This is a genomic window from Streptomyces sp. NPDC054887 (assembly GCF_053610585.1).
Genome location: NZ_JBSGYQ010000008.1, coordinates 1 through 25,876, shown reverse-complemented (window position 1 = coordinate 25,876; position 25,876 = coordinate 1). Strand labels below are relative to the sequence as shown.

The window sequence follows — 25,876 nt, the reverse complement described above, 5'->3', positions numbered from 1 at the left end:
GCAAGCGCCGACGGCAGAGAAGGACTACGCCGGGCGCGGGGAGCGGTAGTGAGCGCCGCTTTCGGGCCACAGCGCGCATCCGGAACTCACGCGTCCGCGCGGGTGGTTGGGGGGTCCCGGCCACCGGGCGTCCCGCGCTCGGCGGCCTCCCCATAGGGTGACCCCCATGGCTGCCACCTTGAGTTCCACGAAAACCGCCGCCGCGCTGCGGACATCGGCGCGCGTCTCCCTCGATGTGCTGCTGGTCCTCCTGATGACCGCGGTGGCCCTGTGGGTCCTGGGCCGGATGTGGTCGGTCGTGTGGCCGCTCATCATCGGCCTGCTGCTCACCACGCTGACCTGGCCCCTGGCGCGCTTCCTGCGCCGTCACGGGTGGCGCCCCGCCCTGGCCGCGGCGCTGGTGACCGTACTGTTCCTGCTGGTCGCGGCGGGCATCGTGGCGCTGATCGCGGTGCCGGTGGCGTCCCAGTCGGGCGAGCTGACCGACGGCGTGGTGGAAGGCGTCGAGAAACTGCGCGCCTGGGCCGCAGGACCGCCGCTGAACATAGGCGACGACCAGATCGCGGGTGCCTTCGACTCCGCGATCGCCCGTATCAAGGACAGCCTCGGCAGCATGGTCACCGCGGTCGGCACGGGAGTGAGCACCGTGTTCAACGGCCTGATCAACGCCGTCCTGGCAGTGTTCCTGATGTTCTTCTTCCTCAAGGACGGGCCGCGGTTCCTGCCGTGGCTCTCCCGTCAGCTCCCCGGCCGGCTGTCCACCGACGTCCCGGTCGTGGCGGCGCGGAGCTGGGACACACTGGGGTCGTTCGTGCGCTCGCAGGCGTTCGTCGGCCTGCTGGACGCCGTCTTCATCGGGCTCGGCCTGTGGATCCTGGACGTACCGCTGGTGCTCCCGCTGTCGGTCCTGACCTTCGTGTCCGCGTTCGTGCCGATCGTGGGCGCGCTGTTCGCCGGCCTGGTCGCGGTGCTCATCGCGCTGGTGTCCAACGGCCTGACGGACGCGCTGCTCGTGCTGGCGATCATCGTCCTGGTGCAGCAGCTGGAGGGCAATGTGTTCCAGCCCATGATCCAGAGCCGGGGCCTCGGCCTCCACGCGGCCGTGGTCCTGCTGGCGGTGACGCTGGGCGGCAGCCTGGCCGGCGTCGTGGGCAGCCTGCTCGCGGTGCCGGCGACAGCGCTGATCGCCGTGATCTGGAACTACCTGCGCGAGCAGCTCGGCGAGCCGCCGCAGGAGCCGGAGGCCGAAGCGGCGCACCCGGACGCCCCCGTCCCGGCGTGACGGGGGGACCGGGGCGGGGCGCGTGCCCTGCCCCGGTCCGCTCCGGGTCAGCTGCGCAGCGGGCCTTCGCAGGCGTACGAGGACGTGCCCGCCCGGCCGTTGGGCCAGATCTCGACCTCGTCGAAGGAACAGTTCATGTCGCCGAGGTTGTTCGAGGCGCCCTCGGCCCGGTCGAGGATGAAATGGTCCACCGTCTCGGACATGTCCTGGAACACGCGGCCGGCGTCCGTCGCGTCGGAGAGGCGGGCGGTGATCCGGCCGGTGCAGGCGAAACGCCTCATGCCGGGCCCTCCCTTCTCGACGCAGTCGGGGTGCGCGGCCGTCGCCGACTGGAGGTCCTCCCGTACGGCAGCCACCGAGTCGTCCTCGAGCCGGTCGTTGGGCGTGTAGGTGGTGTGGGGCACGAACAGGTCGTCCACCTTGGCGATCTGCGCGTCCAGGAAGGCGTCGTAGGCCCGCTGGAGGCCGTCGTCGTCCCCGAGGCGGGCGCGCCAGGCGTCGAAAGCCGCCGGGTCGTCGGCCCGCAGATGCCGGTACATCTGCCGCAGCAGCGCCGGCCGCTCGGTCCACAGGAACTCGAAGAAGGTTCCGGCGTAGGCGTAGAACCGGAAACCGTCCCCGTCGTACGTGGCGTGCAGCAGTTGGTCGACACTCATGCGCGGACGGCCGCCGGCCGTGTCGGCGATGACGCTCCGGACCAGTGACTTGCGTACGGCCACGCCGTCGTCGCGGGTGGCGCCGTCGAAGAACTCCGCGGTCCCCTCGTCCATCGCCGTGGTGCGGTCACCGCTGTACCAGGGGCCCTCCCCGAAGTAACCGGGCACCGCCCAGCGGCCGTTGAGGTAGTGGACGTACTCGTGGCGGAACAGTTCCTCCAGGGTGAGCGAGGAGTCCTGCGGAACCCTGCGCTGATACGTGTAGAAGGTCGCGCCCCGCTCGATGTAGACGCCGCCGTTGGCGGTGCCCATCCCGGTGAGGAGCGGGTGGTAGTTCTCGTAGTCGGCCCGGGAGGCGTAGAGCACGACGCCGAGCGAGGCGTTGGTGTCGCCGGCCAGCGGTTCCAGCGAGCCGACCACCCGGTGGAACTGTGCTTTGACCTGCTTGCTCGCGTAGTACAGCTGGTCGACGGTGGCACGGTCCAGTCCGGTGCGGACCTTGATCGCCCCGCCGTCGTATGTGTAGGTGTGCGGGAAGATCCGCCGTTCGATGTCCGCCTTGCAGACGCCGTAGGGGGCGCACGCCTCGTAGAAGTTGAGCCACGACGCGAGGGCGGCCCAGGGCGCGCGCCCCGTGCCGAAGTTGCGCTCGGCGACGGGCAGCAGGGCGCCGAGGTCGGGCACGGTGCGGCCGGTGAGCTCCGCTATCTGCCCGAAGCGGCCGTACTCGCTCAGCGCGTCGCGGACGACCCACTCGTTCACGGTGCCCTTGAGGTGGGTGTGGTGCGCGAAGGCCCGGAACGCGGCCCGGTACGCGTCGCTGCGGGCGACCAGGGCGTGGAACGCCGTGTCCTTGTTGCCGGGGTAGACACCGAGGTAGTTCACGGAGAGGGCGGCCAGCGCGGCGCCGCCCCAGGAAGCGTTGTCGTACTGGCCCTTGTGGTACTTGTCCATCGTGGCCAGCACCTTTTTGATCAGCCCGAGCTGGCTGTGCCGCAGGCCCGGGGCGCTGCCCGCGTAGAGCGCCTCCCGCAGGCTCTCGGCGTTGGTCCTGGTGACGGCGAAGGTACGGGGCGCGGTGCCGAAGGCGTGGAGCGCGCGGCGCATGGCCTCGGTGGTCGGGGGGTCCGTGACGTCGATCTCGGTACGCGAGAAGTCGTGGTAGGCCACGGCGTGGAGATAGGTGAGCATCTCCAGCAGGTGGGTCGAGTTGCGGCCGTCGTGGGAGCCGGAGAGCGCGGCGACGCGCCGGCTCACCGCCTGCACGTGGGCGTCGGACATGACGGGTGCGAGCCGGGCGTCCCACCTCCACACGAGTGCGGCCAGACAGCCGTCGGCGGTGACCGCCGGGTCGGCCAGGAAGTCGGTGAACCGCTCCGGCGTGAGGCCGGTGACGCCGTCGAGCGTGCACGCCACCCCCGCCGCGGTGGTGGGCGCGGACCCGGCGCGGTGTGCCGCCGCCGGACTCTGGCGGCCGGGCGTCCGGCCCTTGGCCTGTCCGCCAGGGGCGGGTGCGGGGGCCGGGGTCGACCGGGGCGCCCGGGCGAGGCGGTCGACCTCGTCGCGCGGATGCTCGCCGCCGGGTGAGCGGGGGCCTTGGGGGGCGGCCGCGGCGGGCGGCCGCGTGCCGGACTCCTCGGCCCGCGCCACCTGCCCCAGCGGGGCGAGCAGGGCGACGGCGGCGGCTGCGGCGAGCAGCGGCCTGCACAGGGATCTGAGCTGGGACACCAGTGAACTCCTGTCGGAGATGGGGGGTGGTGGTGCGACAGCGTGCGTACGGATCCGCGAATGCCCTTGCCCAGTAAGGAGGTTGACGATCGGGCACGACTTCGCGTGCCATGTAAAATAGTAATGTGACATTGCACTGACAAGAGCCGTGCGTCTCCTTCTTGACGGCGACCGCCACGGCGGCGCCCCTCGGGCGTGGGTCAGGCCGGCGTCAGCGGGACGGGCGCCGCCGCTGGGTTGCGCGGTAGCGGGAGGGCGAGATTCCGTACCGGGCGGTGAACGCCTGGCGCAGCGACTCGGCACTGCCGAATCCGCAGCGGGCGGCCACGCCCGCCATGGGCAGCGTGGTCGAGGCCAGGAGGTGGGCGGCGGCCTCGGTGCGGGCCCGCCGTACGAACCGGGCGGGCGCCAGCCCGAGATGTTCCGTGAACAGCCGGGTGAGGTGGCGCGGGGTGACACCCGCGCGGGCGGCCAGGGCCACTGTGCCGAGGTCGCGGTCGGGGTGGGCGGTGATGTGTGCGACCAGCTCGCGCACCATGTCGTCGCGCGCCGGCGGCGCGGCGGTGAACAGGCTCATCTGCGCCTGGTTGCCGGGCCGTTGCAGGTAGGTGACCAGGTCCCGGGCCACCTGGCGGGCCAGTTCGGGGCCATGGTCCTCCTCGATGAAGGCGAGGGTGAGATCGAGTGCGCTGGTGATGCCCGCCGCCGTGTAGACGTTCCCGTCGCGGATGTAGATGGGGGCCGGGTCCATCCGGACCTGCGGATGGCGTGCCGCGAGCCGGTCCGCGAACCGCCAGTGCGTGGTGGCCCGGCGGCCGTCCAGCAGTCCGGCGGCGGCGAGCACGCCCGCCCCGGTGCACACGGAGGCCACCCGCCGGCTCTCCCTGGCCAGCCGCCGCACGTGCCCGACGAACCGGTCGTCGCGGGCCGCGTTCTCGAATCCGATGCCGCCCGACACGATCAGCGTGTCGATCGGACCGACCAGCCGTTCCAGGGAGTGCTGGCTCAGCAGCGTGAGTCCGGACCCGCAGACGATCGGATCGCCGCCAGGGCCGGCCACGCTCACCCGGTACGGCACCGCGGGCTCGCCGATCCCGTTGGCCATGGCCAGGCCCGTGGTCACGCACGCGATGTCGAGCAACTCGGCCGACGCGTAACCGACCACCACCATGAAGCGCTCCCCCATGCGCCGACCCTATGCCGGAAGGACCACTACCCCAAGGCGGCGGACATCCCCTCCGGCGACGCGCCCGGATCGGCCCGGCCGGGCGCGACAGTGGAACCGGGCCGCCCTCGGTCCCGCCCCGCCGCTCCCCTTCCCGCTTCAGCACCTGGAGACGCCATGACGACCGGAACCACGCAGGACGAACGGGACGACGGCGGGCGCACCGCACCCGGAGTCGGCACCCGGCTGCGCCCTTCGCCGGGCAGGGGCGTTCTGGTCGCGGTCGGGCACCGGTGGCCCACGATGCTGGCGCTCGCCCTGGCTGTCGCCACGTTCGCCGACGGACTGCCGGCGCCGGGGTTCCTCGCCGCCCTCCTGGTCACCATGCCGGTGTGCTACCTGCTCTTCGGAGCGCTGCGGGGCGAGCTGCGACGCCCGCGCGTCCTCGCCCTCCAGATCGCCGGGCTCGTGGGCTTCGCCGCCGTGGCGCTGATCGCCGTGACCGCCGACGAGACCTTCGGCCTCTATCTGCTGGCCGCCGGCTGGCTGGGCCACGCCGCCTGGGACTTCGTCCACCACCGGAGCGGGCGGGTCGTACCCCGCGCCTGGTCGGAGTGGTGCTGCGTCGTCGACGCCTGCGGGGCCGTGTCGATGGCCGTACTGGCGTAGGCGTGCGCGACTCGGGGTACGGGCGAGCCGCCGGGTGCGGGCCAGGCCGTACCGGCCTGCCGGGACCCCAGAGAGAGCACCCGGCCGGTCAGAGGTCGTTTATCCGGTACTCCGAGCGTGCCTTCCTCAGCAGATCACCGGCCGTCCTGGCCGCCGACTTCCCGGCCGGCACCTCCACCGACAGCGTCAGGCGTTCCTGCGCGGAGTTGACCACGATCAGGGTCTTGCTGAGGCGCCGCGGCGTGCCCTCGGTCTCCTCGCTGTACTCGTTGGTGATGATCGCCGCGTCCTTGCCCTGTTCGGTGGTGGTCTCCACCGTCGAGGCGGCGGGGGAACCGCCGTCGGGCGGACCGGCCTGCTCGTACTCGGTCTTCCAGCGGTCCGCCGTCGCGCGTGCCGTTTCGGTGGCCTTCTGCTTCTGGCTCACCAGCAGGCTCATGTCGCCCTTGGGCGAGGTGTACTCGGTGGCGACATAGGCTCCGTCGCTGCTCTCCAGGTCGTCCGCGGTGGAGATGGTCCAGTCGGCCGGAGCGGCGACCGTGAGCTGCATGCGGTACTCCTCGTAGCGCTTCCACCCCTCCGGCGGTTCGTCGCTGGTCAACCGGGGGACCAGCACGACGGCCAGCGCGAGAGTGAGCGCGACAGCGGCCGCGACGGCGATCAGCCTCGGGGTGCGTGGCCTCCGGGGCGCGCCGCCCTCGGACGTGGCGGATGTCCGGGGGCTCGGATCCGGGCGGGCGGCGGGTGCGAGGGCCGCGCGCAGGAGGGTCTGTGCCGAGCCGGCGGTGAGCCGGCTCTCCGGCTCCTTGCGCAGGAGGCCGGTGAGCGCCTCGGTCAGTTCCGCCGTGTGCTGAGGGGGCGGCAGTTCGGCGAGCAGGACGGCCTGAAGGGTGCTGGGGGTGGTCTGCCGCCGGAACGGCGATACGCCTTCGACCGCCTGATAGAGCATCACGCCGAGCGACCAGAGATCCGATTCGGGCCCCGGGCGGCGGCCCAGCACCCGCTCCGGGGCGATGTACTCGGGGGAACCGACGAAGCCGCCCGTCTCGGTGAGCTTCTGCTCGCCCTCCATCTGCGCGATGCCGAAGTCGGTGAGTACGACCCGGTCGTGGCTGCCGATCATGACGTTGCCGGGCTTCACATCGCGGTGCAGCACCCCGGCTTCGTGCGCCGCGTCGAGTGCGCCGAGCACCGCGAGGCCGATCCTGGCCGCTTCCGGCGGGTTCAGGGTGCCTTCGTCGAGGACTTCGGCGAGGGACTTGCCCCGCAGCAGCTCCATGACGATCCAGGGGCTGTCGTTCTCGGTGACCACGTCATGGATCGCCACCACCGAGGGATGGTCGATGCGCGCCGCGGCCCGGGCCTCGCGCTGCATGCGCTGGTGTGCGGTGTGGCGTTCGGCAGGCGTGAAATGCTCCGGCAGCCGGGGCTCCTTGATCGCCACATCCCGGTCGACCACCTCGTCGCGGGCCCGCCACACCGTGCCCATGCCGCCGGATCCCAGGCGCTCCAAGAGCCGGTAGCGGCCGCCGACCAGGCGGCCGGCGCCGGCCTGCGGACCGGCATCGGCCGGCGCCGGGGGTGCCGCGGAACGCGCCGGGGGCGTCGACGGCCGGGCGGGCGCGGGGGGTGCCGTGAAGGGCTCGGGGCGTGTGGTCGCGGAGCCCGTTTCGTCGGGCACGGGCGGAGTGGGCGGCTTGAGTTCGTAACTGGTCGGCTCGCGCCGACCTCCCCCGTTGGTCGTCATGCCCCCCATCATGCACCGGGAGGTGCGGCTGTTCACCCGACCTGCTCGTATGCCGGACCAAGGGCGTTCGCAGCGGTACGGGGAGCGCGGGGCCACCGCGCACCCGGGGACGGCCGCGGCACGGCCCGCGGTCGATGGGACCGGTGCCGTGCCGCGGTCGGCCGCCCCGTCCGGGGCGGCCCGGGAGCCCTCGTCAGCGCCTGCGCCTGCGGCGCACGGCCAGGACGACGACGAGAGCGGCGGCCGCGGCCAGCAGCGGCTTCCGGTTGTCGCGCGCGGCCCGCGCGGTGTGCAGGGCCTTCTCCCGCGCCGGTTCGGGCGTCTTCTCCTGGATCTTCGCCGCCAGGGTGTCCGCCGTGCCGGTGAGCTGGGCCTTCGCCTGCGCGGCCTTCTCCCGTACCGGCTCCGGCGTCCGGTCCTTGGCCAACTGGCCGACCTGGGCGGCCTTTTCGAGGACCTGCACCTTGGCCTGGGCCGTCTTCTCGGCCACCTGCTGCTTGACGGCGGCCGCCTTGTCCTGGGCGCGGGCCTTCACGTCCGCCTTGGCGGCCAGCGCCTCCACGGTCTGGCCCAGTTGCTCGCGGGTGCCGTCCACCTGCTCGCGCAGTTCCTCGGGCGTGGGCGTGTACGCGTGGGACTGGTCGGTCATCGGTGTGCCCTTTCCTTGATCTCGGCCACGTCGGCCTTGACACTGTCGATCGCCCGCTCGGGTACGGGCGGAGTGGCCCCGCCGACCTGCTTCTTGCCGGCCACGGCCAGGACCGAGGCGAGCAGGAACAGGACGCCGGTGACGACGAGGGCGGAGGCCCACAGCGGCAGCACCAGCGCGAGGACCGCGATCACGGTGGCCACGAGCGCCTGGAGCCCCAGTAGCGCGATCATGGTGGCGCCGCCGAAGAGGCCGCCGCCGATCCCGAACCGTTTGCCCTTCCGCGTCATCTCGGCCTGCGCGAGGCGCAGTTCTTCGCGCATCAGCTGTGAGATCTGCTCCGACGCCCGGGAGACCAGCTCACCCACGGGTTCCTGGCCGGTGCCGTGCGTGCCGCGATGGTCGGCGGTACTCAAACCCCTTCACCTGCCTTTCGTTTCTCTTCAGCCGTCCCGCCCGACCACCCGTCATGACTTCTCGGCGCTCCGGCCGAGCGGTCGTCGAGCGGTGCGGGTGCGGGCCCCTGTCGCCGCGTCGCGTACCCCCGACCCGGCGTACCACCCGTATGCGCACCGACCGGTCACAGCGTCGTGATCCTGTGGAGGAGCAGACGGGGCGCGTAGCGCACCAGTGAGGCACTGGCGAGGCCGATGGCGGCTCCGGCGGCGACGTCGGTGGGGTAGTGCGCGCCGCTGTGCACCCTTTCGACCGCCACCATGGCCGCGAGGGCCGCGCAGAGCGCACCGGCGCGGGGGGACGAGGGAAGCACGGCGGCGGTGAACCCGACGGCGGCGGCGGTGTGTCCGGAGGGGAAGGAGGAACTGTCCGGCCTCTCGTGCACGTCCTCGTGCGGAATGATGCCCTTCGGCGGCCGGCATCGGTCGTAGAGCCGCTTGCACAGCCCGTTGGACACGAGGGATGCCACGCCCATGCTCGTCAGTCCGGCCACCGCCGCCCTGCGGCCCCTGGGGCCTCCGGCGGCGGCGGACAGCGCGGCGGCGGCCCACCACAGCTTGGTGTGCTCGGCCGCGGACTCCACGGCCGGCAGTACGCGCCGGGCGAAGGGCGAGTCCCAGGCGGCGGCGCGGCGCGTCAGTTCCCGGTCCATGCGGCGCAGCCGGTCCACCGCGCCCCGCGACGGCCCGGACGCGGCCGGCCGGTGCCCGGCCCCGCCGCCGGTCACGGTCGCGCGTACGGGGTCATTCAGCGGCACGGCGTTCCGCCTCACTCCACGCACGGGTGTCGCGCGGTGCCACGTACGGCTCTTCGTCCGCCGGATGGCCGCCCACGATGGCGCGTTCGCGGACCATCTCGGCGTCGAACTCCAGGCCCAGCAGGATCGCCACATTGGTGATCCACAGCCACACGAGGAAGATGATGACACCGGCGAGCGTGCCGTACGTCTTGTTGTACGAGGAGAAGTTCGCCACGTACACGGCGAAGCCCGCGGACGCCGCCATCCACAGGACCAGGGCCAGGAAGCTGCCCGGCGTGACCCACTTGAAGCCGCGCCCCTTCGCGTTGGGCGACGCCCAGTACAGGATCGCGATCATGATGATCACCAGCAGGACGAGGACCGGCCACTTGGCGATCCCCCACAGGGTCAGCCCGGCGTCACCGACTCCGAGGGCCTTCCCGGCCTGGCGGGCGAGGCCGCCGGTGAACACCACGATGAGCGCACTGGCGCAGGCCAGCACCATCAGTACCACCGTCACGCCCAGGCGTACCGGCAGTACCTTCCACACCGGGCGCCCCTCGGGGATGTCGTACACGGCGTTGGAGGACCGGATGAACGCCGCCACGTACCCCGACGCCGACCAGAGCGCCGTCAGCAGACCGACCACGGCCAGCACCGAACCCGTACCGCCGCTGGACTGCAACTGCTCCACCGCGTCGGCGATCACCTGGCGCGCGGAGCCGGGAGCCAGCTGCTGGAGGTTGTCGAGCACCTGCTTGGTCGCCGACTCCCCCGCGACCCCCAGCAGGGAGACCAGCACCAGCAGCGCCGGGAACAGCGAGAGCACGCCGTAGTAGGTGAGGGCTGCCGCCCGGTCGGCGAGTTCGTCGTCCGTGAACTCCTTGACCGTGCGCCGCAGTACCGCCCACCAGGACTTCTTCGGCATGTCCGCCAACGCGTCGGGAGCGTCCCGCTCCACCTCCGGATCGGGCCCAGGGCCGGTGCCGTCCCCGGCGTCCGGCGGCGAGTCCGCTCCCTTGTGCTGCCCCAACTTCAGTATCCGTGCCATGACAACCGGTTAACCGAACCTGTCGTGACCATTCCCCTTGGCCGCGAGATGTTTCCCCCCGTGGGCCGGCGCGAGGCGTCGCGTCCCTCCCGCCGTCCCGTTCCGCACGTACGCTCCCCGCCTCCAGGGACCCGTCCCGCCCAGCACGCCCGCCGCGCCGCCGACGCCCTAACGGATGCGCTTCGTGTGCGGTGGCAGGCACCGGCGTACAGGCTCGGGGTGAAATTCCAGGACCGAACAGGAGCAGACGTATGCGCGCACGACCGGTCGCCGTCGGCATCTCCCTCGCCGCACTGGCCTCGCTGACGATCGCCGCCGCCCCCGGCGCCAATGACGACACCAACCGCCGGCTCGATGTCGCGGCGGCGGCCAGCGGCGCCTTCCACGCGCCCAGGCTCGCGGTCGCCGCCGGGTTCAAGAGCACCGACGAGTGCGTCAGCGACCCCACCCGGGGCGGCATGGGGTACCACTACGTCGACCCGGCCAACATCGGCTCCCTGCACCCCGGGCGTCCCGCGGCGGTGCTCTACGCGCCGGACAAGGCAGGGAAGCGCCAACTGGTGGCGCTGGAGTACATCGTGCCGGACGCCGACCAGAACCCGAAGACCACCAAGGACCGCCCGAAGCTGTTCGGCCAGAAGTTCGACGGTCCGTTCACCGACATCCCCGGGCTGCCCGTGCACTACTCGCTGCACGTCTGGCTGTGGAAGGACAACCCCAGCGGCCTCTTCGCACCGTACAACCCACGGGTGAAGTGCCCGTAACCCACCCAAGAGCCCACCGCGCGGCCGCAGGCCCTGACGATCACCCGTCAGGGCCTGCGGCCGGTGCCGGCCACTTCCCCGAGTACCGCCCGGATCACGTACCGGGCGTTGCGGGCCATCGCGCGGTTCGTGCGGTGGTAGTACGGCAGCGAGATCAGGGCCTGGGACAGCGTCCGCGCCCGTCCCCGGGCCCAGGTCGCGTCGTCCACGCCGAGCGCCTCGCGGAACACCCGCCGCCCGTCGGCCGGCAGCAGGTTCCACGCGGGGAACAGATCGCAGGCCGGATCGCCCGTCCCCGCACAGCCGAAGTCGATCACCGACGTCAGCCTGCCCTCCTGGTCCACCAGCAGGTTGCCCGGCATCAGGTCGGCGTGCAGCCACACCGACGGCCTCTCCCGGCCAGGGGCGCGCAGCGCGTCCTCCCACACGGCTGCCGCCGCGTCGCAGTCCACGCCCTCGCCGGGCATTCCCCGCAGTGCCTCGATCGCCGCGCGGGTCCCGGCGTCGAGCGTGGCGAGGGCGCCTCCGCGGTAAGCCTCCGGAGCGCCCGGCAGGGTGATCCCGCGCATCGCGGCCACGAAGGCGGCGAGATCCTCGGCCAGCCGCACGGGCTGCCTGAGCGCCCCCTCCCGGGGGTTCTCACCGGCCCGCCACCGGTAGACCGACCAGGACCACGGGTACCCCTCGGCGGGCTCCCCGGCGCCGAGCACCTCGGGCACAGCCGTCGGCAGCAGGTCCGCGAGCCGCGGCAGCCACTGGCGCTCCTTCGCCACGTCACCGGCCCCGCCGTCGCGCAGCGGCAGCCGTACGACCATGTCGTCGCCCAGCCGGTACATGGCGTTGACCGTGCCGCCGGACGGGAACCGCACCACGTCCAGGTGTGCCCAGCGCGGGAACTGCCGCGCGATCAGCCGCCGTACGAGGTGGTCGTCGACGGCGGGCGGGCCGGGGGGCGTGTGATGTGTGCTGCTCATGGAACGTCATCCGAGCCCGGACCTGTGGCGAGCGTCAAACGGGTTTCGGCGCGTACGGGCGGCCGGGCCGACCCACGAGTCCGCCCGGGCACGCCGGGGGCGGCAGCGGCACCCCGCCGTGGAGCTGAACGCGCCAGGGCCGCCGGCCGCTGCGGTGTCCGGCGGCCGGTCGGCATCGCGCGGCGGGGCGGAACACATCACGCCAGTCGACGGCCACCACCGCCGTGCCGACCCTTCCGGGAGTCCGTCCGGCCGCCCCCGGTGCCGGGCCGGGCCGCTCCTCTCCCGCGCCGGTCGTCCGTCGCGGGAAAGGGGCCGGTAGCGCCGCCGCGAATGCCCTTCGGCGCGCGGCGGCAGGACCGACAGGGCACCCTTGTCGATCAATTGTCGCGGCCGCAATTGATCTAATCGACGGCGAATTCGACTCCGAACGGCACGCCATATCCGGCCTCACGGTGCGAATTTCCCGGGGCGCTCCGCACGGCCTGAAATGTTCCCGTTCCGGCCGTCGGGTCGTGGCCGAAAGGTCCTCTTATCCGTGTCGGCGGCATCTGCTTCAGTGTGGTCTGTTGCGCGCCCCACAATTGGAGGAGGCTCCATGGCCGAAGTGAGAAAAGTGGTCCGGCCCGCGGTCACCGCGTCGTCCCGGCCCTGCGCGTTCGTATCGCCCGACAAGGGCAACGCTCCGACCATCACCCCGGTGCGGAAGGAAGCACAGGCCGCCCCTGTCGCCGCTGAACAGCGGAAAGAGGACACGCCCGCCTGAGTTCCGAAGCACCTCCCGGGCCCGCCGGACACGGCCGGGCCTTCATACGCCGCAGGTGGGGCATGTCGTGCACCCGCCTGCGGCGGCCGATTGTCCCGATGCCTTGCCGGATGCTCCGATACGCAGGGAGAGGCCCTTCCATGCCGAATTCGATCTACCAGTCCTCGCGTTACGCCCGCACGCTGCGTTCCGCCGAAGATCGTGATTTCACCGCTTTCGGCGGACGCCTCGGCACGTATGACGGAAGCGCGCGCACGATGGCCTTCCATTCCCTGTACGGAAATGCGCGGCTGATCGACCGGGACATCGTGGAGCTGCTGAAGGAAGCGGCGGACGGCATGACGCTCGATCAGTTGCGGGAAAGGATCGACGAGGCGTCACTGCGTGATCTCATCGACGCGCGCTATCTGGTGGAGGCCGGCCGCGACGAGGCCGAGGAGATCGACGCGCTGCTTGAGAGTCGGCAGGCCGCGCTCAGCAGCGGCGTCTTCCACTCCTCCATCCAGCTGGTGCTGACGAACGCCTGCAACTTCTCCTGCCAGGGCTGTTTCGCGTACAACTTCGACGGCGGTGTGGAGGAGCGGAACACCTCGGGCGAGAGCGTGAAGCCCGGTCCCGTCCTGGTCGAACTGCGCCGCGCACGGCCGGACTCCGGGCCGACGCTGGCCAAGGGCGACTGGAACCACGGATCCGACTCCGGGCGGAACCCGTCCATGCACATGTCCCTGGACGTGGCGGAGAAGACCGTCAAGGAGGCCATCGCCCTTCGCAAGGCCAACGGCGGCGGGCACCTGACCGTCTCGTTCTTCGGCGGCGAGCCGACTCTGGCCCGGGGCACGATCCTGCACGTACTGCGTACCTTCGGGGACCGTCACGACGGCGTCTCCCTCTCGTACGACCTGACGAGCAACGGCTCGCGCATCGACGACGAACTGCTGGCGGCCCTGGCCCGCCACAAGGTGGACACCACCGTCTCGATCGACTACCTGGTGCCGGAGACGGGCGAGTTCCGGGGCGGACAGCAGCAGCGCACGCCGTGGCCCGTGGTGCGCAAGGCCATCCTGGACATGAAGGCGGCCGGGGTGCCGGTCAGCATCACCACCGTCCTCTCGCAGTTCACGTGGGACAAGTGGGGCACCCCGCTCATCGACTTCGTCGCCGAGGCCGGCCTCGACTCGCTCGACGTGATCGTGTCGTTCCAGGCCAAGGAGTTCTTCGACCGGCACAGCCCGCACGACGTGGCCCAGCGGCTGCTGCACGCGGTGGACTACGGGCGCGAGCGCGGCGTACAGCTCAGCGGGTACTGGTACCAGACGTTCCAGATGATCATCGATGAGCGCAAGTGGGCCGCGCAGGCCGACTACAAGACGTGCCCCGCGGTGGGCCGCCAGCTGTCCATCGAGCCGAACGGCAGTGTCTTCGCCTGCAAGGCCACCGCCCGCAAGCTCGGCACCATCGACGACTGGCAGGGCATCTTCGCCTCCGACGCCTACCAGGACTACGGCATGCGCGCGTACACCAACGGCCCCGGCTGCCAGGGCTGCGAACTCCAGGGCACCTGCTCGGGCGGTTCGGCCGGAGCGCTGGAGGAGGAGAACGGGTCGATCCAGGTGATGTCTCCCGGCTACTGCGCCTACATGCGCGAAGTGGTCCAGGGGCTGCTGGAGCGGCACCACGCCCAGACCGCCGCCCTGGCCTGACGCCCCCGAGAGAGAGCGGTACGGTTTCGTGGCAACGATCGGAATGCACTTCGGCCATGACGCGGGCGCCGCCCTGACGCAGGCGTCGGGCCACCACGTCATCGAGGCGGAACGGCGTCTGGGCCTGCGCCACGTGTGCGGAGGGAACGAGCGGTTCGCACGGACCGCTCCGGAGTGGCTGGCCGAACTCCGGGCCGCCGCCGAGTCGCCGCTGACCCGTGTCGCCGTGGCCGACTGGTACACGCCGGTGTGCCGCGTGCTGCCGCCGGCGCTGGTCGAGCTGGTCGGCAAGGACGCCTGGTGGGCGCGGCCCGGCGGGAACCTCCTCGACGCGGTCGTCCGCACGGTCGACCTCGCGGGCTGGCCACTGGCCGAGGGCCTGGGCGAGGTGGAACTGACCGTGGTGCGCCACCACTACGCGCACGCCGCGCTCGCCTACTACACGTCGGGGGCCCGCAAGGCCCTGGTGATCGCCCTCGACGGCACCGGCAACTACGCCGAGAACGGCATGGTCTGCCTCGGCGAGGGCGACAGGCTCACCCCCGTACTGTCCTTCACCAACCGGACGGGCCCGCGCTTCGGACTCGTCTACGAAGCGCTGGCGCGGCGCGTGCACGGCAGCCAGTTCGACACGGGCAAGCTCCTCGGGCTGTCCGCGACGGGTGAGCCCGACCCCGCGCTGCTCCCGGTGCTGCGCGCCATGCTCGTTCCCCAGGGCGCGCGGACCCGTTCCCCCGACCTGTACGAACCCCTCGACGAGGACGCGCTGACGGGCACGGCCCTGCGCTACGCCGACCACTGGTGGGAGTACGACCCGGACAGCGGCGGATACCTCGACGCGGGCCTCGCGGACTCCTCCGACGACGACGTCGTGCACTCCTACGGGTCGGTGTTCCCCGACGAGTTCCGTACCGCGGACGGCCGCCGGACCGAGGTGGGCCACAGCCCCGACGACCGTGTGTGCCGGGACCTGGCCGCGACCCTCCAGGCCGCCGTCGAACGGGACCTGGCGCACCTGGTCACCGGCATCAGCACGCGCTTCCCGGGCTACTCCACCCTCTGCTACGCGGGCGGCTGCGCGCTCAACATCACCGCGAACAGCGCCCTGGTGGAGTCCGGGCAGTTCACCCGGGTCCACATCCCGACCTGCTGCGACGACTCCGGCATCGCGCTCGGCGCGGCGCTGGCCGCCGCCGACCCGGCGGAGCGGCCGGCCGTGGGGGACGGCTCACCCGGCTCCCCTCTGCCGTACGCGGGCGGCCCGTTGACGATTCCCCGGGACGGGGCGCGGACTACGGCGCTGCGGGCGGGGCACGCCGTACGGTCGACCGACACCGAGGCGCAGTTCGTCGAGGCGGTGGCGGAACTGCTGGCCGACCGCAAGTGCGTGGCCTGGCTGGAGGGCGGCATGGAGACCGGGCCGCGCGCCCTGGGCCACCGTTCCCTGCTCGTCTCGGCGCACTGGCCGGGGGCCCGGCAGTACGTCTCCCAGACGATCAAGGGCCGGGAGTGGTTCCGCCCCGTCGCCCCGCTGTGTCCGGCGGAGGACGCCGAGCGGTACTTCACCGGGCCCCTCGACCACACGGACACCATGCTGTTCGCCGCGCGCGTGCGACCCGAACGGGCCCGGCTCCTCGGGGAGGTGCGGCACATCGACGGGACGGCCCGCCTGCAGACGGTACGGTCCGGCACGCACCCCGCGCTGCACCGGCTCTGCCGGGCCGTCGGCGCCCGCACGGGCCTGCCCGTGCTGATCAACACGAGCGCCAACGGCGGCGGGCGCCCGATCCTCAACCATCTCGACGAAGCGCTGGAGTTGCTGGCAAGTACCGCGCTGGACGCCGTCGTCCTGCCCGGACAGCGGTTGGTGATCGAGTGAGCCGTCGCCCGCCGGGCCCCCGCGCGGGGTTGTCCGAAAGCTCGCTGGTGAACCCCTTCGAGGTACTCGACCATGTGAGGGCGCTCCACCTGCCGGAGGTGAGTCCGTGAACACAGTCCAGCTCAGGGACGTACACAAGTCGCTGCCCCTGCGGGTCCTGTCCCCGCGGGACTGGGAGCAGTGGACCACCGAGGGTTATGTGGTGGTGCGGCAGGCGGTGCCGGAGCGCAATGTCACCCGGCTCACCGAGGCGCTGTGGGACTTCCAGGGCATGCGCCCGGACGACCCGTCCACCTGGTCGTCGGCCCACACCGGGAACGAGCGGCTGCCCGGCCACAGCGGCCTCGTCGAGATGTACAACCACCAGGCGCAGTGGGACAACCGGCAGACGCGGCGGGTCTACGACGCCTTCGTCGACATCTGGGACCGTACGGACCTGTGGGTGACCATCGACTTCGCCAACGTCAATCCGCCCAACCACGGCTCCCGCGCCTTCGGCGGTTTCGTCCACTGGGACGTGGACACGTCCGGCGACCCCCTGCCGGTGAGCTGCCAGGCGGTGCTGTCCCTGACCGAGGGCAACGAGGACATCGGCGGTTTCCAGTGCGTGCCGGAGATCTTCACCGAGTGGGACGCCTGGGTGAAGGGGCAGCCGGAGGACCGCGACCCGTACACCCCGGACATCACCGGGTACCGCATCACCGTCCCGGAGGTGCGCCCGGGCGACCTGATCGTCTTCAACAGCCTGCTGCCGCACGGGGTCCACCCGAACGTCTCGCGGGACCGGGTGCGGATGGCGCAGTACATGTCCATGGCCCCGGCCTGGGAGGAGAACGCGCCGCTGCGGGAGGCGCGCGTCCGGTTCTGGCGGGACCGCGTGCCGCCGCACCCCCCGGAGGGCGGAGTGCGCAAGGAGGAGCACCTGCTGTACGGACCGGCCGAGCTGAGCCCGCTCGGCGAACGGCTGCTGGGGCTGCGGAGCTGGCATGAGTGAACGGCCCGGGGCCCGCCGGCACGCGGGGAGAGGACTTGGCTAGCGCCTCCCCCACCACGTCCACCGCCCGGCCGGGTCTCGGCCGCCCGTTCCGGTGGCTGTGGGCGTCGACCGCCGCGTCCAACGCGGGCGACGGCGTCACCCGCACCCTGCTGCCGCTGCTGGTGGTCGCCGGCCATCCGGACCCGGCGGCGGTGGCGGGTCTGACGGCGGTCAACATGCTGCCGTGGCTGCTGTTCGCGCTGCCCGCCGGCGTGCTGGTCGACCGTCTGGACCGCCGGCGCATCGTGCTGTGGAGCAACCTGGCGCGCGGCGCCGTCCTGCTGGGCGCGACGGCGGCGCTCGCCGGCGACCGGCCGCTCGCCGTCCTGTACGCGCTCGCGTTCGTGCTGGGGATCGCCGAGACGCTGGTCGACACGGCGGCCCCGGCGATGCTCCCGCGCATCGTCGGAGCGCGGGACCTGGAACGGGCCAACGGCCGCCTGTCCGCCGCGCAGATCGTGTGCAACGAGATGGCGGGGCCGCCGGTCGCCGGCCTGCTGGTCGGTGTGGCCGCCACGGCGGCGCTCGCCACCGGCGGTGTGCTGTACGCCGTGGCCGCCGTCCTGCTGCTGGGTCTCGTTCCCCTGCGGCGCGAGCCGGCCGAGCGTGCCCCCGGCGCTCCGCCGGAGCCCGTACTCGCCGGTATCCGGGCCGGGTTGCGCTTCGTGGCGGGCCACCGGACGCTCCGGCGGACGCTGGCGGCCAGCGCGCTGTACGGGCTCGTCTTCTCCGCCACCTTCTCCATGCTCGTACTCCTCAGCCACGGAACGCTCGGGCTGGACGCCACCGGTTACGGGCTGCTGCTGACGGCCGGCTCCGTGGGCGCGGTGGGCGGCAGCTGGCTCGCCCCGAAGCTGGCCGGACGGCTGCCCGCCGTACGGCTGGCGTGCTGGTGCCTGGTCGCCTCGGGGCTCTCGTACGCCGCTCTGGGCCTCGCCCGCACCCCGGTGCAGGCGGCGGTCGCGCTGCTGTGCAACGGCGTGTTCATGATGGGCTGGAACATTCCCGTCATGTCGCTGCGGCAGCGGCTGACGCCCGAGGAGTTCCAGGGCCGTGTGATGAGCGTGTCCCGGCTGTGCGCCTGGGGCGCCATGCCCGTGGGCGCGACCCTCGGCGGGCTGCTGGCCGAGGCCCTGTCCGTACCGACCGTGTTCGTCATCTGCGGCTGCGCCCTGGCCGCCGGTGCGCTGCTGCTGCTCGCTCCCCTGCGCGCGGACGCCGCGGAACTCCGACCCCCCGACGAAGGAGTGGACCCTTGACCGCAGAGCCCTACGACACCGTGATCGTCGGAGGCGGACCCGCGGGGCTGAACGCCGCCCTGTACCTGGGCCGTTCGTGCCGCCGCGTCCTGCTCGTCGACTCGGGTGACGCGCGCAACATGGCGGCCGGCGTCATGCACAACGTCCTCACCAACGACGGGGCCGACATCGCCGGCTTCCGCGCCAGGGCCCGGGCCGAACTGGGCGCGTACGACGTGACGTTCCGCGACGACGCGGTGGTGTCGGTGGAGCCCGACGGCGACCACGTGGTGACCACCACCAAGGAGTCCGGCGTCTTCCGCAGCCGTACCGTGATCTACGCGGCCGGCGTGCGCTCGCAGTTGCCGCCCGTGCCCGGCCTGGCCGCTCTGTGGGGCACCTCGGTGTTCGAGTGTCCGTACTGCCACGCCTGGGAAGTACGCGGCAAGTCCTTCGGCGTGTACGGCGGTGTCGTGCCCGGTGAGTGCCTGGCGGCGACCCTGACCGTCTGGTCCGGCTCCCTCACCTACCTGTCCGACCGGCGCGAACTCCCCGAGGACGAGCGGGAGCGGCTGACCGCGGCGGGCATCCCCACCGTCACCGACGCGGTCGCCCGGGTCTCCCCGCACCCCGACGGCGTGGCGGTGGAGCTGGCGAACGGCCGGTCGCTGACGTTCGGCGCGCTGTTCCTCCACATGGACACCGAGCCGCGCGTGGAACCCCTGCGCCCGTGGCTGCCCGGCGGCGACCTGGAGTCCGTGCAGACCGACGAGCGCGGGCGCACCTCACTGCCCCGGCTTTACGTGGCGGGGGACCTCGGCAGGAACATGCAGCAGGCCGCCATGGCGGCGGCCAGCGGAGGTCTGGCGGCGATGGCCGTCAACGCGGACCTGATACGGGAGGACCGTCCCGGTTCCCTGCCCGCGCCGCCGCCCCCCGCGTCGGCCTAGCGCCCACGCGTCCACCGACCGGCACCCAGGGACGGGAGACCCTTCGCCGTGCAGTCACCCCGAGCTCAGCTCGCCCCGCAGATGGAGCACTACACCTTCGTCCTGGAGGACCAGCCGTACCTGGGGTTCTTCCAGTACGGCAACGAGAAGACACCCGTCTACAGCACCGACGAACACGGTTTCCGCGTTACCCGGGGGCCGGGGGACGCCGTGGCCACGGTCTGCGGCGAGCGGCCGTCCGGCCCGGTGCGGCTGCTCGCCGGGAGTTCGGCGACGTTCGGCGTGGGGGCCACCGGTGACGCCGCCACCGTGCCTTCCCGGCTGTGGACGCGGCACGCGCCCCGGCTGCCCTGGCTCAACTTCTCGGGGCAGAGCCACAACTCGGCGCAGGAGCTGATGCTCCTCACGCTGTTCCAGCAGCAGTTGCCCGAGGTGGCGGACATCGTGCTGTTCTCCGGCGTCAACAACCTGGTGCTGAGCAGGCTGCCGGCGGAGCGCCAGGGCCGGCACGGCGCGTTCTTCGAGTGCGGGGCCGCCCCCGACACCGTGCCGACGCCGCAGGAGCGGATCGACCGGGCGGCCGGCCTCACGGTGCGGCACCTCGGTACGTGGAAGCTGCTCGCCGAGGCCATGGGCGCACGCCTGACGTTCGTCCTCCAGCCGCTCGCCCCCTGGGTGCGGGAGGAACCCACCCCGGAGGAGAAGCTGCTCTTCGACGAGCTGGACGACGTGTCCAACTTCCGCCGGCTGCACAACGACATCTCCACCCTGGAGGTGGGCCGGAGGTACGCCGGGGCGATCGGCGCCGGATGCGCCGGTCTCGACGTGCCCTTCCTCGACATGAACGCCGCGCTCGCGGAGGCCACCACGCCCGACGCGTGGCTGTTCATCGACCGGGTCCACTGCACCGACCTGGGGTACGACACCGTCGCCCGGCTGCTCGCCGGGCATCTCGATCTCACCTGAGGAGCCACCCGTGTCCGTGATCCGGCGACTCCTGGACCGACTGCGGCGACGGCCGCCCGCCGCGGGCCCGGCGCCCCTGCCGTCTCCCGCGCCCGGCCGGGACCGCCGGTCCGGGCTGCGCCCCCAGCCCGAGGACGACGCGTCCATCTACCCGCTCTTCTGATGCGGGGCCGCCGCCCGGCACACGACCGGGGCATACGGGGACGGGAACGGGAGGGGCGCCGGTGCCGGAACTGATCCTGGGAATCTCCGCGTTCTACCACGACAGCGCGGCGGCCGTCGTGGCGGACGGCGTCCCGCTGGCCGCCGCCCAGGAGGAGCGCTTCAGCCGCCGCAGGCACGATCCCCGCTTCCCGGCCGGGGCGGTCGACTACTGCCTCGCAGCCGTCGGGGCGAAGCTCGGCGACGTCGCCGCCGTCGCCTTCTACGAGGACTCCGCCCTGAAGTCCCGGCGTGTCATGGCCACCTGGCTGGCCACCGCGCCGAGGGGCTTCCCGGCGTTCGCCGACGCCTTCCCGCAGTGGCGGGCCCACAAGCGGAACACCGTACGGGAGGTGCGCCGCCACCTGGGGGCGCGGCCCGGCGACGGCGGCGTGCTGCCGCCGGTCGTCTCCGGGCGGCACCACGCCTCGCACGCGGCTTCGGCGTTCTGCCCCAGCCCGTACGAGTCGGCGGCCGTCCTGTGCGTCGACGGGGTCGGCGAGTGGGCGACGACCAGCATGTGGCACGGCCGGGGAACACGGCTCGACGCGCTGGGCGAGCTGCGGTTCCCGCACTCGCTCGGCCTGCTGTACTCGGCGTTCACCTACTTCTGCGGCTTCAAGGTCGATTCGGGCGAGTACAAGCTGATGGGCCTCGCCCCCTACGGGACCCCCCGTTACGCCCGCCTCATCCGCGAGCGGCTCATCGACGTCAGACCGGACGGTTCGTTCCGCCTGGATCTGCGCCACTTCGACTACCTGTACGGCCGCGTCATGACCGGACGCGGCTTCGAGGAGCTGTTCGGCGGGCCGCGCCGGGAGGCGGAAGGGCCGCTCACCCAGCGCGAGTTCGACCTGGCGGCCTCCGTCCAGCAGGTCACCGAGGAAGTGATGCTGCGGCTCGCGAGGACGGTGTGCGAGCGCACCGGGGAGCGGCGGCTGTGCCTGGCCGGCGGGGTCGCCCTGAACTGCGTGGCCAACGGCAGGATCGTGGCGGAGGGCGTCTGCGACGAGGTGTGGGTACAGCCGGCGGCCGGTGACGCGGGCGGCGCCCTGGGCGCCGCCCTGGCCGAGTCCCACCGGCGCGGCGCCCCCCGCGCGCACGTCGCCCGGCACACCGACGCCATGTCCGGAGCGCTGCTCGGGCCCGCCTACGGAGCCGAGGAGATCGCGGCGTTCCTGGAACGCGGTGGCATCCCGCACACCCGTCTGTCCGGCGACCGCCTGGCCCGGCGGGTGGCGGCGGAGATCGCCGCCGGCCGGATCGTCGGCTGGTTCCAGGGCCGCATGGAGTTCGGCCCCCGGGCGCTGGGCGCGCGCTCGATCCTGGCCGACCCGCGCGACGCCCGCATGCAGTCGACGCTGAACATGAGGATCAAGTTCCGGGAGTCGTTCCGGCCCTTCGCCCCCGCCGTGCTGAGCGAGGACGCCGGGCGGTGGTTCGACCTCCGCCAGGAGAGCCCGTACATGCTGCTGACCGCCCAGGTCGCGGCCGAGCAGTGCCGGGACGGCGCCGGAAACGAGCGGACCGGCGACCGTGGCGGGCCGACGGGGCTCGACCTGCTCCGGGTCCGGCGGTCCACGATTCCGGCGGTCACCCACGTCGACCGGTCGTCCCGTGTGCAGACGGTGGGCCCGCACGGCAATCCGTCCTTCCGCCGGCTCCTCACCGCCTTCCGGGACCTGACCGGCTGCCCCGTGCTGGTGAACACCTCGTTCAACGTCCGGGGCGAACCCATCGTCAACACGCCGGAGGAGGCGTACACGTGCTTCATGCGCACCGGGATCGACCTGCTGGTCCTCGGCGACTTCCTGCTGGAGAAGGAGGCCCAGCCCCCGTGGCGGGAGAAGGGGGACGACTGGCGTGAGGCGATTCCAATGGACTGACCCCCCGCGCCGGGCGGCGCTCGCCGCGCTGTACTTCCTGGTGCTCACGCCCGTCGGCCTGTGCGTACGGCGGGTCCGCGACCCCCTGCGCCGGTCCTGGCACCCCTCCGCCGCCACGTACTGGGACCACCCGTGCACCCGGGACCTGCCCGCACGTCGAATTCCGGGACCGTCGAATATCTGCAGCCGCGAAGCGAGAAATTAAAGCAAGGCGGACAGAGGGTATCTCCGACAACAGGCCGAGCGGAATCACTGAAGACGCACGGCCGATCTCGCCGTGCTACTGTCGTTACAAGTTGCAGTTGTGGTTCCCAAAACTCTAGGTGCCTCCACCGGATTTTCCTCCGGTGGCGACACTTTTGTATTTCCGGTCATTTCCGGGCGGGTGATCATCGCAGCGACGCGGAGCCGCACAGTGCGGACTCCGGCACTGCCCCGAAGGAGATTGACATGGCATCTGGCACCGTGAAGTGGTTCAACGCAGAAAAGGGCTTCGGCTTCATCGAGCAGGACGGTGGCGGCGCGGACGTGTTCGCCCACTACTCGAACATCGCCGCCCAGGGCTTCCGTGAGCTGCTCGAAGGCCAGAAGGTGAACTTCGACATCGCGCAGGGCCAGAAGGGCCCGACGGCGGAGAACATCGTTCCCGCCTGACGCTGACGCGTAGTACGAGCTGGGGCCCGCACCTTGGGGTGCGGGCCCCAGCTCGTTGCATTTCCGGGCGCAGGGCACTGCCCTCCCCGCTCCTGCGGCGATTCCCGCTCCGGCCGGCATCGGAGCATCCGCAGGCCCCACCGCACGACGAGCGTCCGACCTGGCTCCGGACGCGTATTTTCCGTAAGAGCTTCGCTCCGGAACCGCGCCCCCGGCTCTCAAGGCTCGCCGCACGCTTCAGCGATTGCCCGGACCTTCTTGTCCGGTGGTCGGCTCGACTTTCGTCTGCGCATTCATTCCGGCTCGTTCTCGCGATTCTCCGTGCTGTTCATTCGCTGCGGAAACTCCTTGATACCTGCCGCATCGAGGAAGGCCCCGCATCATGAACCGCACTCGCACGAACGAACGCTCCTCCCGCACCCGTACGAGCGGTGGCTACACCGACGGTTCCGGCGGCGCCGGCCGGAGCGGTCGCTTCGGCTCGCCGGCGTCCACCCGCTCGGGTACGCCCGGCCGCTCCGGTACGCCGAGCCGCTCCGGCGGCAGCGGCCGCTCGGGCGGATACGGCCGCCGGCCCGCCGCGGTGCAGGGTGAGTTCGCCCTGCCGGAGACGATCACCCCGGCGCTGCCCGCCGTCGAGGCGTTCGCCGACCTCGGCATGCCTGAGCAGTTGCTCGCGGCGCTGACGGCGGAGGGCGTGACCGTACCGTTCCCCATCCAGGGCGCCACGCTGCCCAACTCCCTCGCCGGCCGCGACGTCCTGGGCCGTGGCCGCACCGGCTCCGGCAAGACGCTGGCCTTCGGTCTCGCGCTGCTGGCGCGTACGGCGGGACAGCGCGCCGAGGCCCGTCAGCCGCTCGCCCTCGTCCTCGTCCCCACCCGGGAACTGGCGCAGCAGGTCACCGACGCGCTCACCCCGTACGCCCGCGCCGTGCGGCTGAGGCTCGCCACGGTGGTCGGCGGGATGTCGATCGGCCGCCAGGCCGGTGCGCTGCGCAGCGGTGCCGAGGTCGTCGTCGCGACCCCCGGACGGCTCAAGGACCTGATCGAGCGCGGCGACTGCCGGCTGGACCAGGTGGCGGTCACGGTGCTGGACGAGGCCGACCAGATGGCCGACATGGGCTTCATGCCGCAGGTCACCGAACTGCTCGACCAGGTGCGTCCGGAGGGCCAGCGGATGCTGTTCTCCGCCACGCTCGACCGCAACGTCGACCTGCTGGTCCGCCGCTACCTGGCCGACCCCGTCGTGCACTCGGTCGACCCGTCGGCCGGCGCGGTCACGACGATGGAGCACCACGTGCTGTACGTCCACGGAGGCGACAAGCACGACACCACCACCCGCATCGCCGCCCGTGACGGGCGGGTGATCATGTTCCTGGACACCAAGCACGCCGTGGACCGGCTGACCCAGGACCTGCTCACCAGCGGTGTGCGGGCCGCGGCCCTGCACGGCGGCAAGTCCCAGCCGCAGCGCACCCGCACGCTGGCGCAGTTCAAGACCGGTCACGTCACCGTGCTGGTCGCCACGAACGTCGCAGCCCGCGGCATCCACGTCGACAACCTCGACCTGGTCGTGAACGTCGACCCGCCGACCGACCACAAGGACTACCTGCACCGGGGCGGCCGCACCGCCCGCGCGGGCGAGTCCGGCAGCGTCGTCACCCTGGTCACCCCCCACCAGCGCCGGGACATGGTCCGCCTCATGTCCAACGCCGGCATCCGGCCGCAGATCACCCAGGTGCGCTCGGGCGAGTCCGAACTGGACCGCATCACCGGGGCGCAGGCCCCCTCGGGCATCCCGGTCGTCATCACCGCGCCGGTGAGCGAGCGCCCGAAGCGTGCCGGCGCGGCCCGTTCGCGGCGCGGCCGGCCCGCGCAGGCCGCCCGCCGCACCACCCGCGGCGCCGCGCCCTTCGGCGCGGCGGCCTAGTACCTCGCTCCGCACGCTCACCGTCTTCGCAGGAGGCACCTTTGACACCGGTTCAGACGCGAGTCCACCCGGCGGCCACCGCCACCGGGCACCACCTGGTGGACGGCACGTACTCGGACGGGCCGCAGGTCTGGGACGACATGACCGTCGAAGTGGCTCTGTCGGTCATGGCCGGCGCCCGCGCCGCGCATCTGATCGTCTGTGACGGGGACGGCCGGCGCACCGCTCTGATCACCGAGGCCCAGCTCACCGCCGCCCGCGCCGACGGAACGTACACGGACCGGCTGCGCCTGCGCGACCTGCCGGCCATGGGCGGTCACCGGTGGCCCGCACTCCTGCCCCGGGTCACCGACCACGGCGGCACCCCGGGCGATCTCGCCCTCTCCTCCTGAGCCGTCCCGCCCAGGCCGGACCGTTCCCTCCCACTCATTGTGAGGTCTCATGCGCTGTGTCATCGCCCGCTTCCCGTTCGACCTGTCGAAGGACGGCGTGCTGGAGTCAATGAAGGGCGTCAAGCCCGAGCCGGTCACCGGCGATTCCGTGATCATCGGCCGCCGCCACTACCCGGTCAAGCAAGTGGGTGAGGTCGTCACCCGCCAGGACCGCCGTGACTTCAGCGCCGGCGAGGTCGTCCGGGCCATGACCATGCTCGGCTTCACGTGCCGCGGCGCCGTCCCCCAGGCCGCGCCCGCGCCGGCCCTCAGCCCTCTCCAGCGAGCCTCGGCGATGCTCGGCACGCCGGTGACCGCCTGACACACCACGCCACGGCGGGGCCCGACCGGTACACCGG

At 72.3% G+C, this 25,876-nt stretch carries 24 protein-coding genes; 16 read left to right on the top strand and 8 right to left on the bottom strand.

Annotated features, from left to right (window positions below):
* The first annotated feature begins 166 nt into the window (after positions 1–166).
* Complete coding sequence (locus ACWGH0_RS06575) at positions 167–1,282, top strand: AI-2E family transporter (protein ID WP_453403038.1); 1,116 nt, start codon at positions 167–169, stop codon at positions 1,280–1,282.
* 47 nt (positions 1,283–1,329) lie between these two features.
* Here ACWGH0_RS06575 and ACWGH0_RS06570 read toward each other — a convergent pair whose 3' ends face one another.
* Together ACWGH0_RS06570 and ACWGH0_RS06565 are read right to left on the bottom strand one after the other, a co-directional pair.
* Positions 1,330–3,666: a collagenase gene (locus ACWGH0_RS06570; protein ID WP_453403037.1), complete on the bottom strand. Its 2,337-nt coding sequence runs from the start codon at positions 3,664–3,666 to the stop codon at positions 1,330–1,332.
* A gap of 211 nt (positions 3,667–3,877) precedes the next feature.
* Positions 3,878–4,852, bottom strand: coding sequence for a GlxA family transcriptional regulator (locus tag ACWGH0_RS06565; protein WP_453403036.1), 975 nt, complete (start codon positions 4,850–4,852; stop codon positions 3,878–3,880).
* Positions 4,853–5,008: 156 nt separating this feature from the next.
* Between ACWGH0_RS06565 and ACWGH0_RS06560 the strand changes: the two genes are divergently transcribed.
* Positions 5,009–5,500, top strand: coding sequence for a hypothetical protein (locus ACWGH0_RS06560; RefSeq protein WP_453403035.1), 492 nt, complete (start codon positions 5,009–5,011; stop codon positions 5,498–5,500).
* A gap of 88 nt (positions 5,501–5,588) precedes the next feature.
* Here the strand turns inward: ACWGH0_RS06560 and ACWGH0_RS06555 are convergent, their stop codons facing one another.
* The 5 genes from ACWGH0_RS06555 to ACWGH0_RS06535 all read right to left on the bottom strand — a co-directional run bounded on the left by ACWGH0_RS06555 (position 5,589) and on the right by ACWGH0_RS06535 (position 10,142).
* Positions 5,589–7,247 carry a serine/threonine-protein kinase gene (locus tag ACWGH0_RS06555; RefSeq protein ID WP_453403034.1) on the bottom strand — a complete coding sequence of 553 codons (1,659 nt, stop codon included), beginning with the start codon at positions 7,245–7,247 and terminating at the stop codon, positions 5,589–5,591.
* A 193-nt stretch (positions 7,248–7,440) separates the two neighbouring features.
* Positions 7,441–7,896, bottom strand: coding sequence for a DUF3618 domain-containing protein (locus tag ACWGH0_RS06550; protein WP_453403033.1), 456 nt, complete (start codon positions 7,894–7,896; stop codon positions 7,441–7,443).
* Entirely contained in the window at positions 7,893–8,312 is a 420-nt protein-coding gene (locus tag ACWGH0_RS06545; RefSeq protein ID WP_453403032.1) for a phage holin family protein, read from the bottom strand. The genes ACWGH0_RS06550 and ACWGH0_RS06545 overlap by 4 nt, the downstream gene beginning before the upstream one ends.
* A gap of 164 nt (positions 8,313–8,476) precedes the next feature.
* Positions 8,477–9,109 carry a phosphatase PAP2 family protein gene (locus tag ACWGH0_RS06540; RefSeq protein ID WP_453403031.1) on the bottom strand — a complete coding sequence of 211 codons (633 nt, stop codon included), beginning with the start codon at positions 9,107–9,109 and terminating at the stop codon, positions 8,477–8,479.
* On the bottom strand, positions 9,096–10,142 hold the full coding sequence (locus tag ACWGH0_RS06535; protein ID WP_453403030.1) for a YihY/virulence factor BrkB family protein: 1,047 nt from the start codon (positions 10,140–10,142) through the stop codon (positions 9,096–9,098). The genes ACWGH0_RS06540 and ACWGH0_RS06535 overlap by 14 nt, the downstream gene beginning before the upstream one ends.
* Positions 10,143–10,393: 251 nt before the next feature.
* Here ACWGH0_RS06535 and ACWGH0_RS06530 point away from each other — a divergent pair, with 251 nt between their 5' ends.
* On the top strand, positions 10,394–10,906 hold the full coding sequence (locus ACWGH0_RS06530; protein ID WP_453403029.1) for a hypothetical protein: 513 nt from the start codon (positions 10,394–10,396) through the stop codon (positions 10,904–10,906).
* 47 nt (positions 10,907–10,953) lie between these two features.
* On the opposite strand, the gene ACWGH0_RS06525 is transcribed toward ACWGH0_RS06530, so the two are convergent.
* The gene (locus ACWGH0_RS06525) at positions 10,954–11,880 is read right to left on the bottom strand and encodes an aminoglycoside phosphotransferase family protein (protein ID WP_453403028.1); all 927 of its coding nucleotides are present in this window, start codon (positions 11,878–11,880) and stop codon (positions 10,954–10,956) included.
* Between the two features lie 598 nt (positions 11,881–12,478).
* Here ACWGH0_RS06525 and ACWGH0_RS06520 point away from each other — a divergent pair.
* From ACWGH0_RS06520 to ACWGH0_RS06460, 13 genes are all read left to right on the top strand, one after another.
* Positions 12,479–12,646: a hypothetical protein gene (locus tag ACWGH0_RS06520; RefSeq protein ID WP_453403027.1), complete on the top strand. Its 168-nt coding sequence runs from the start codon at positions 12,479–12,481 to the stop codon at positions 12,644–12,646.
* A gap of 140 nt (positions 12,647–12,786) precedes the next feature.
* Positions 12,787–14,346 carry a radical SAM protein gene (locus tag ACWGH0_RS06515; protein ID WP_453403026.1) on the top strand — a complete coding sequence of 520 codons (1,560 nt, stop codon included), beginning with the start codon at positions 12,787–12,789 and terminating at the stop codon, positions 14,344–14,346.
* Positions 14,347–14,374: 28 nt separating this feature from the next.
* A complete protein-coding gene (locus tag ACWGH0_RS06510) occupies positions 14,375–16,225 on the top strand; it encodes a carbamoyltransferase C-terminal domain-containing protein (RefSeq protein WP_453403025.1) in 1,851 nt (616 codons plus the stop codon).
* 106 nt (positions 16,226–16,331) lie between these two features.
* Positions 16,332–17,219 (top strand): phytanoyl-CoA dioxygenase family protein, encoded by an 888-nt coding sequence (locus ACWGH0_RS06505; protein WP_453403024.1) that lies wholly within the window; start codon positions 16,332–16,334, stop codon positions 17,217–17,219.
* Between the two features lie 35 nt (positions 17,220–17,254).
* Complete coding sequence (locus ACWGH0_RS06500; RefSeq protein ID WP_453403023.1) at positions 17,255–18,520, top strand: MFS transporter; 1,266 nt, start codon at positions 17,255–17,257, stop codon at positions 18,518–18,520.
* Positions 18,517–19,449, top strand: a complete 933-nt coding sequence (locus ACWGH0_RS06495) for an NAD(P)/FAD-dependent oxidoreductase (protein WP_453403022.1) — start codon at positions 18,517–18,519, stop codon at positions 19,447–19,449. The genes ACWGH0_RS06500 and ACWGH0_RS06495 overlap by 4 nt, the downstream gene beginning before the upstream one ends.
* A gap of 48 nt (positions 19,450–19,497) precedes the next feature.
* Complete coding sequence (locus ACWGH0_RS06490; protein WP_453403021.1) at positions 19,498–20,415, top strand: SGNH/GDSL hydrolase family protein; 918 nt, start codon at positions 19,498–19,500, stop codon at positions 20,413–20,415.
* Between the two features lie 10 nt (positions 20,416–20,425).
* Positions 20,426–20,578 carry a hypothetical protein gene (locus ACWGH0_RS06485; protein ID WP_453403020.1) on the top strand — a complete coding sequence of 51 codons (153 nt, stop codon included), beginning with the start codon at positions 20,426–20,428 and terminating at the stop codon, positions 20,576–20,578.
* A 61-nt stretch (positions 20,579–20,639) separates the two neighbouring features.
* Complete coding sequence (locus tag ACWGH0_RS06480) at positions 20,640–22,502, top strand: carbamoyltransferase family protein (RefSeq protein WP_453403019.1); 1,863 nt, start codon at positions 20,640–20,642, stop codon at positions 22,500–22,502.
* 450 nt (positions 22,503–22,952) lie between these two features.
* Positions 22,953–23,156 (top strand): cold-shock protein, encoded by a 204-nt coding sequence (locus ACWGH0_RS06475; protein WP_028810498.1) that lies wholly within the window; start codon positions 22,953–22,955, stop codon positions 23,154–23,156.
* 382 nt (positions 23,157–23,538) lie between these two features.
* A complete protein-coding gene (locus tag ACWGH0_RS06470; RefSeq protein WP_453403018.1) occupies positions 23,539–25,086 on the top strand; it encodes a DEAD/DEAH box helicase in 1,548 nt (515 codons plus the stop codon).
* Between the two features lie 41 nt (positions 25,087–25,127).
* Positions 25,128–25,478, top strand: coding sequence for a CBS domain-containing protein (locus ACWGH0_RS06465; protein WP_453403017.1), 351 nt, complete (start codon positions 25,128–25,130; stop codon positions 25,476–25,478).
* 49 nt (positions 25,479–25,527) lie between these two features.
* Positions 25,528–25,839: an SCO5918 family protein gene (locus tag ACWGH0_RS06460; RefSeq protein WP_453403016.1), complete on the top strand. Its 312-nt coding sequence runs from the start codon at positions 25,528–25,530 to the stop codon at positions 25,837–25,839.
* Positions 25,840–25,876 lie beyond the last annotated feature (37 nt).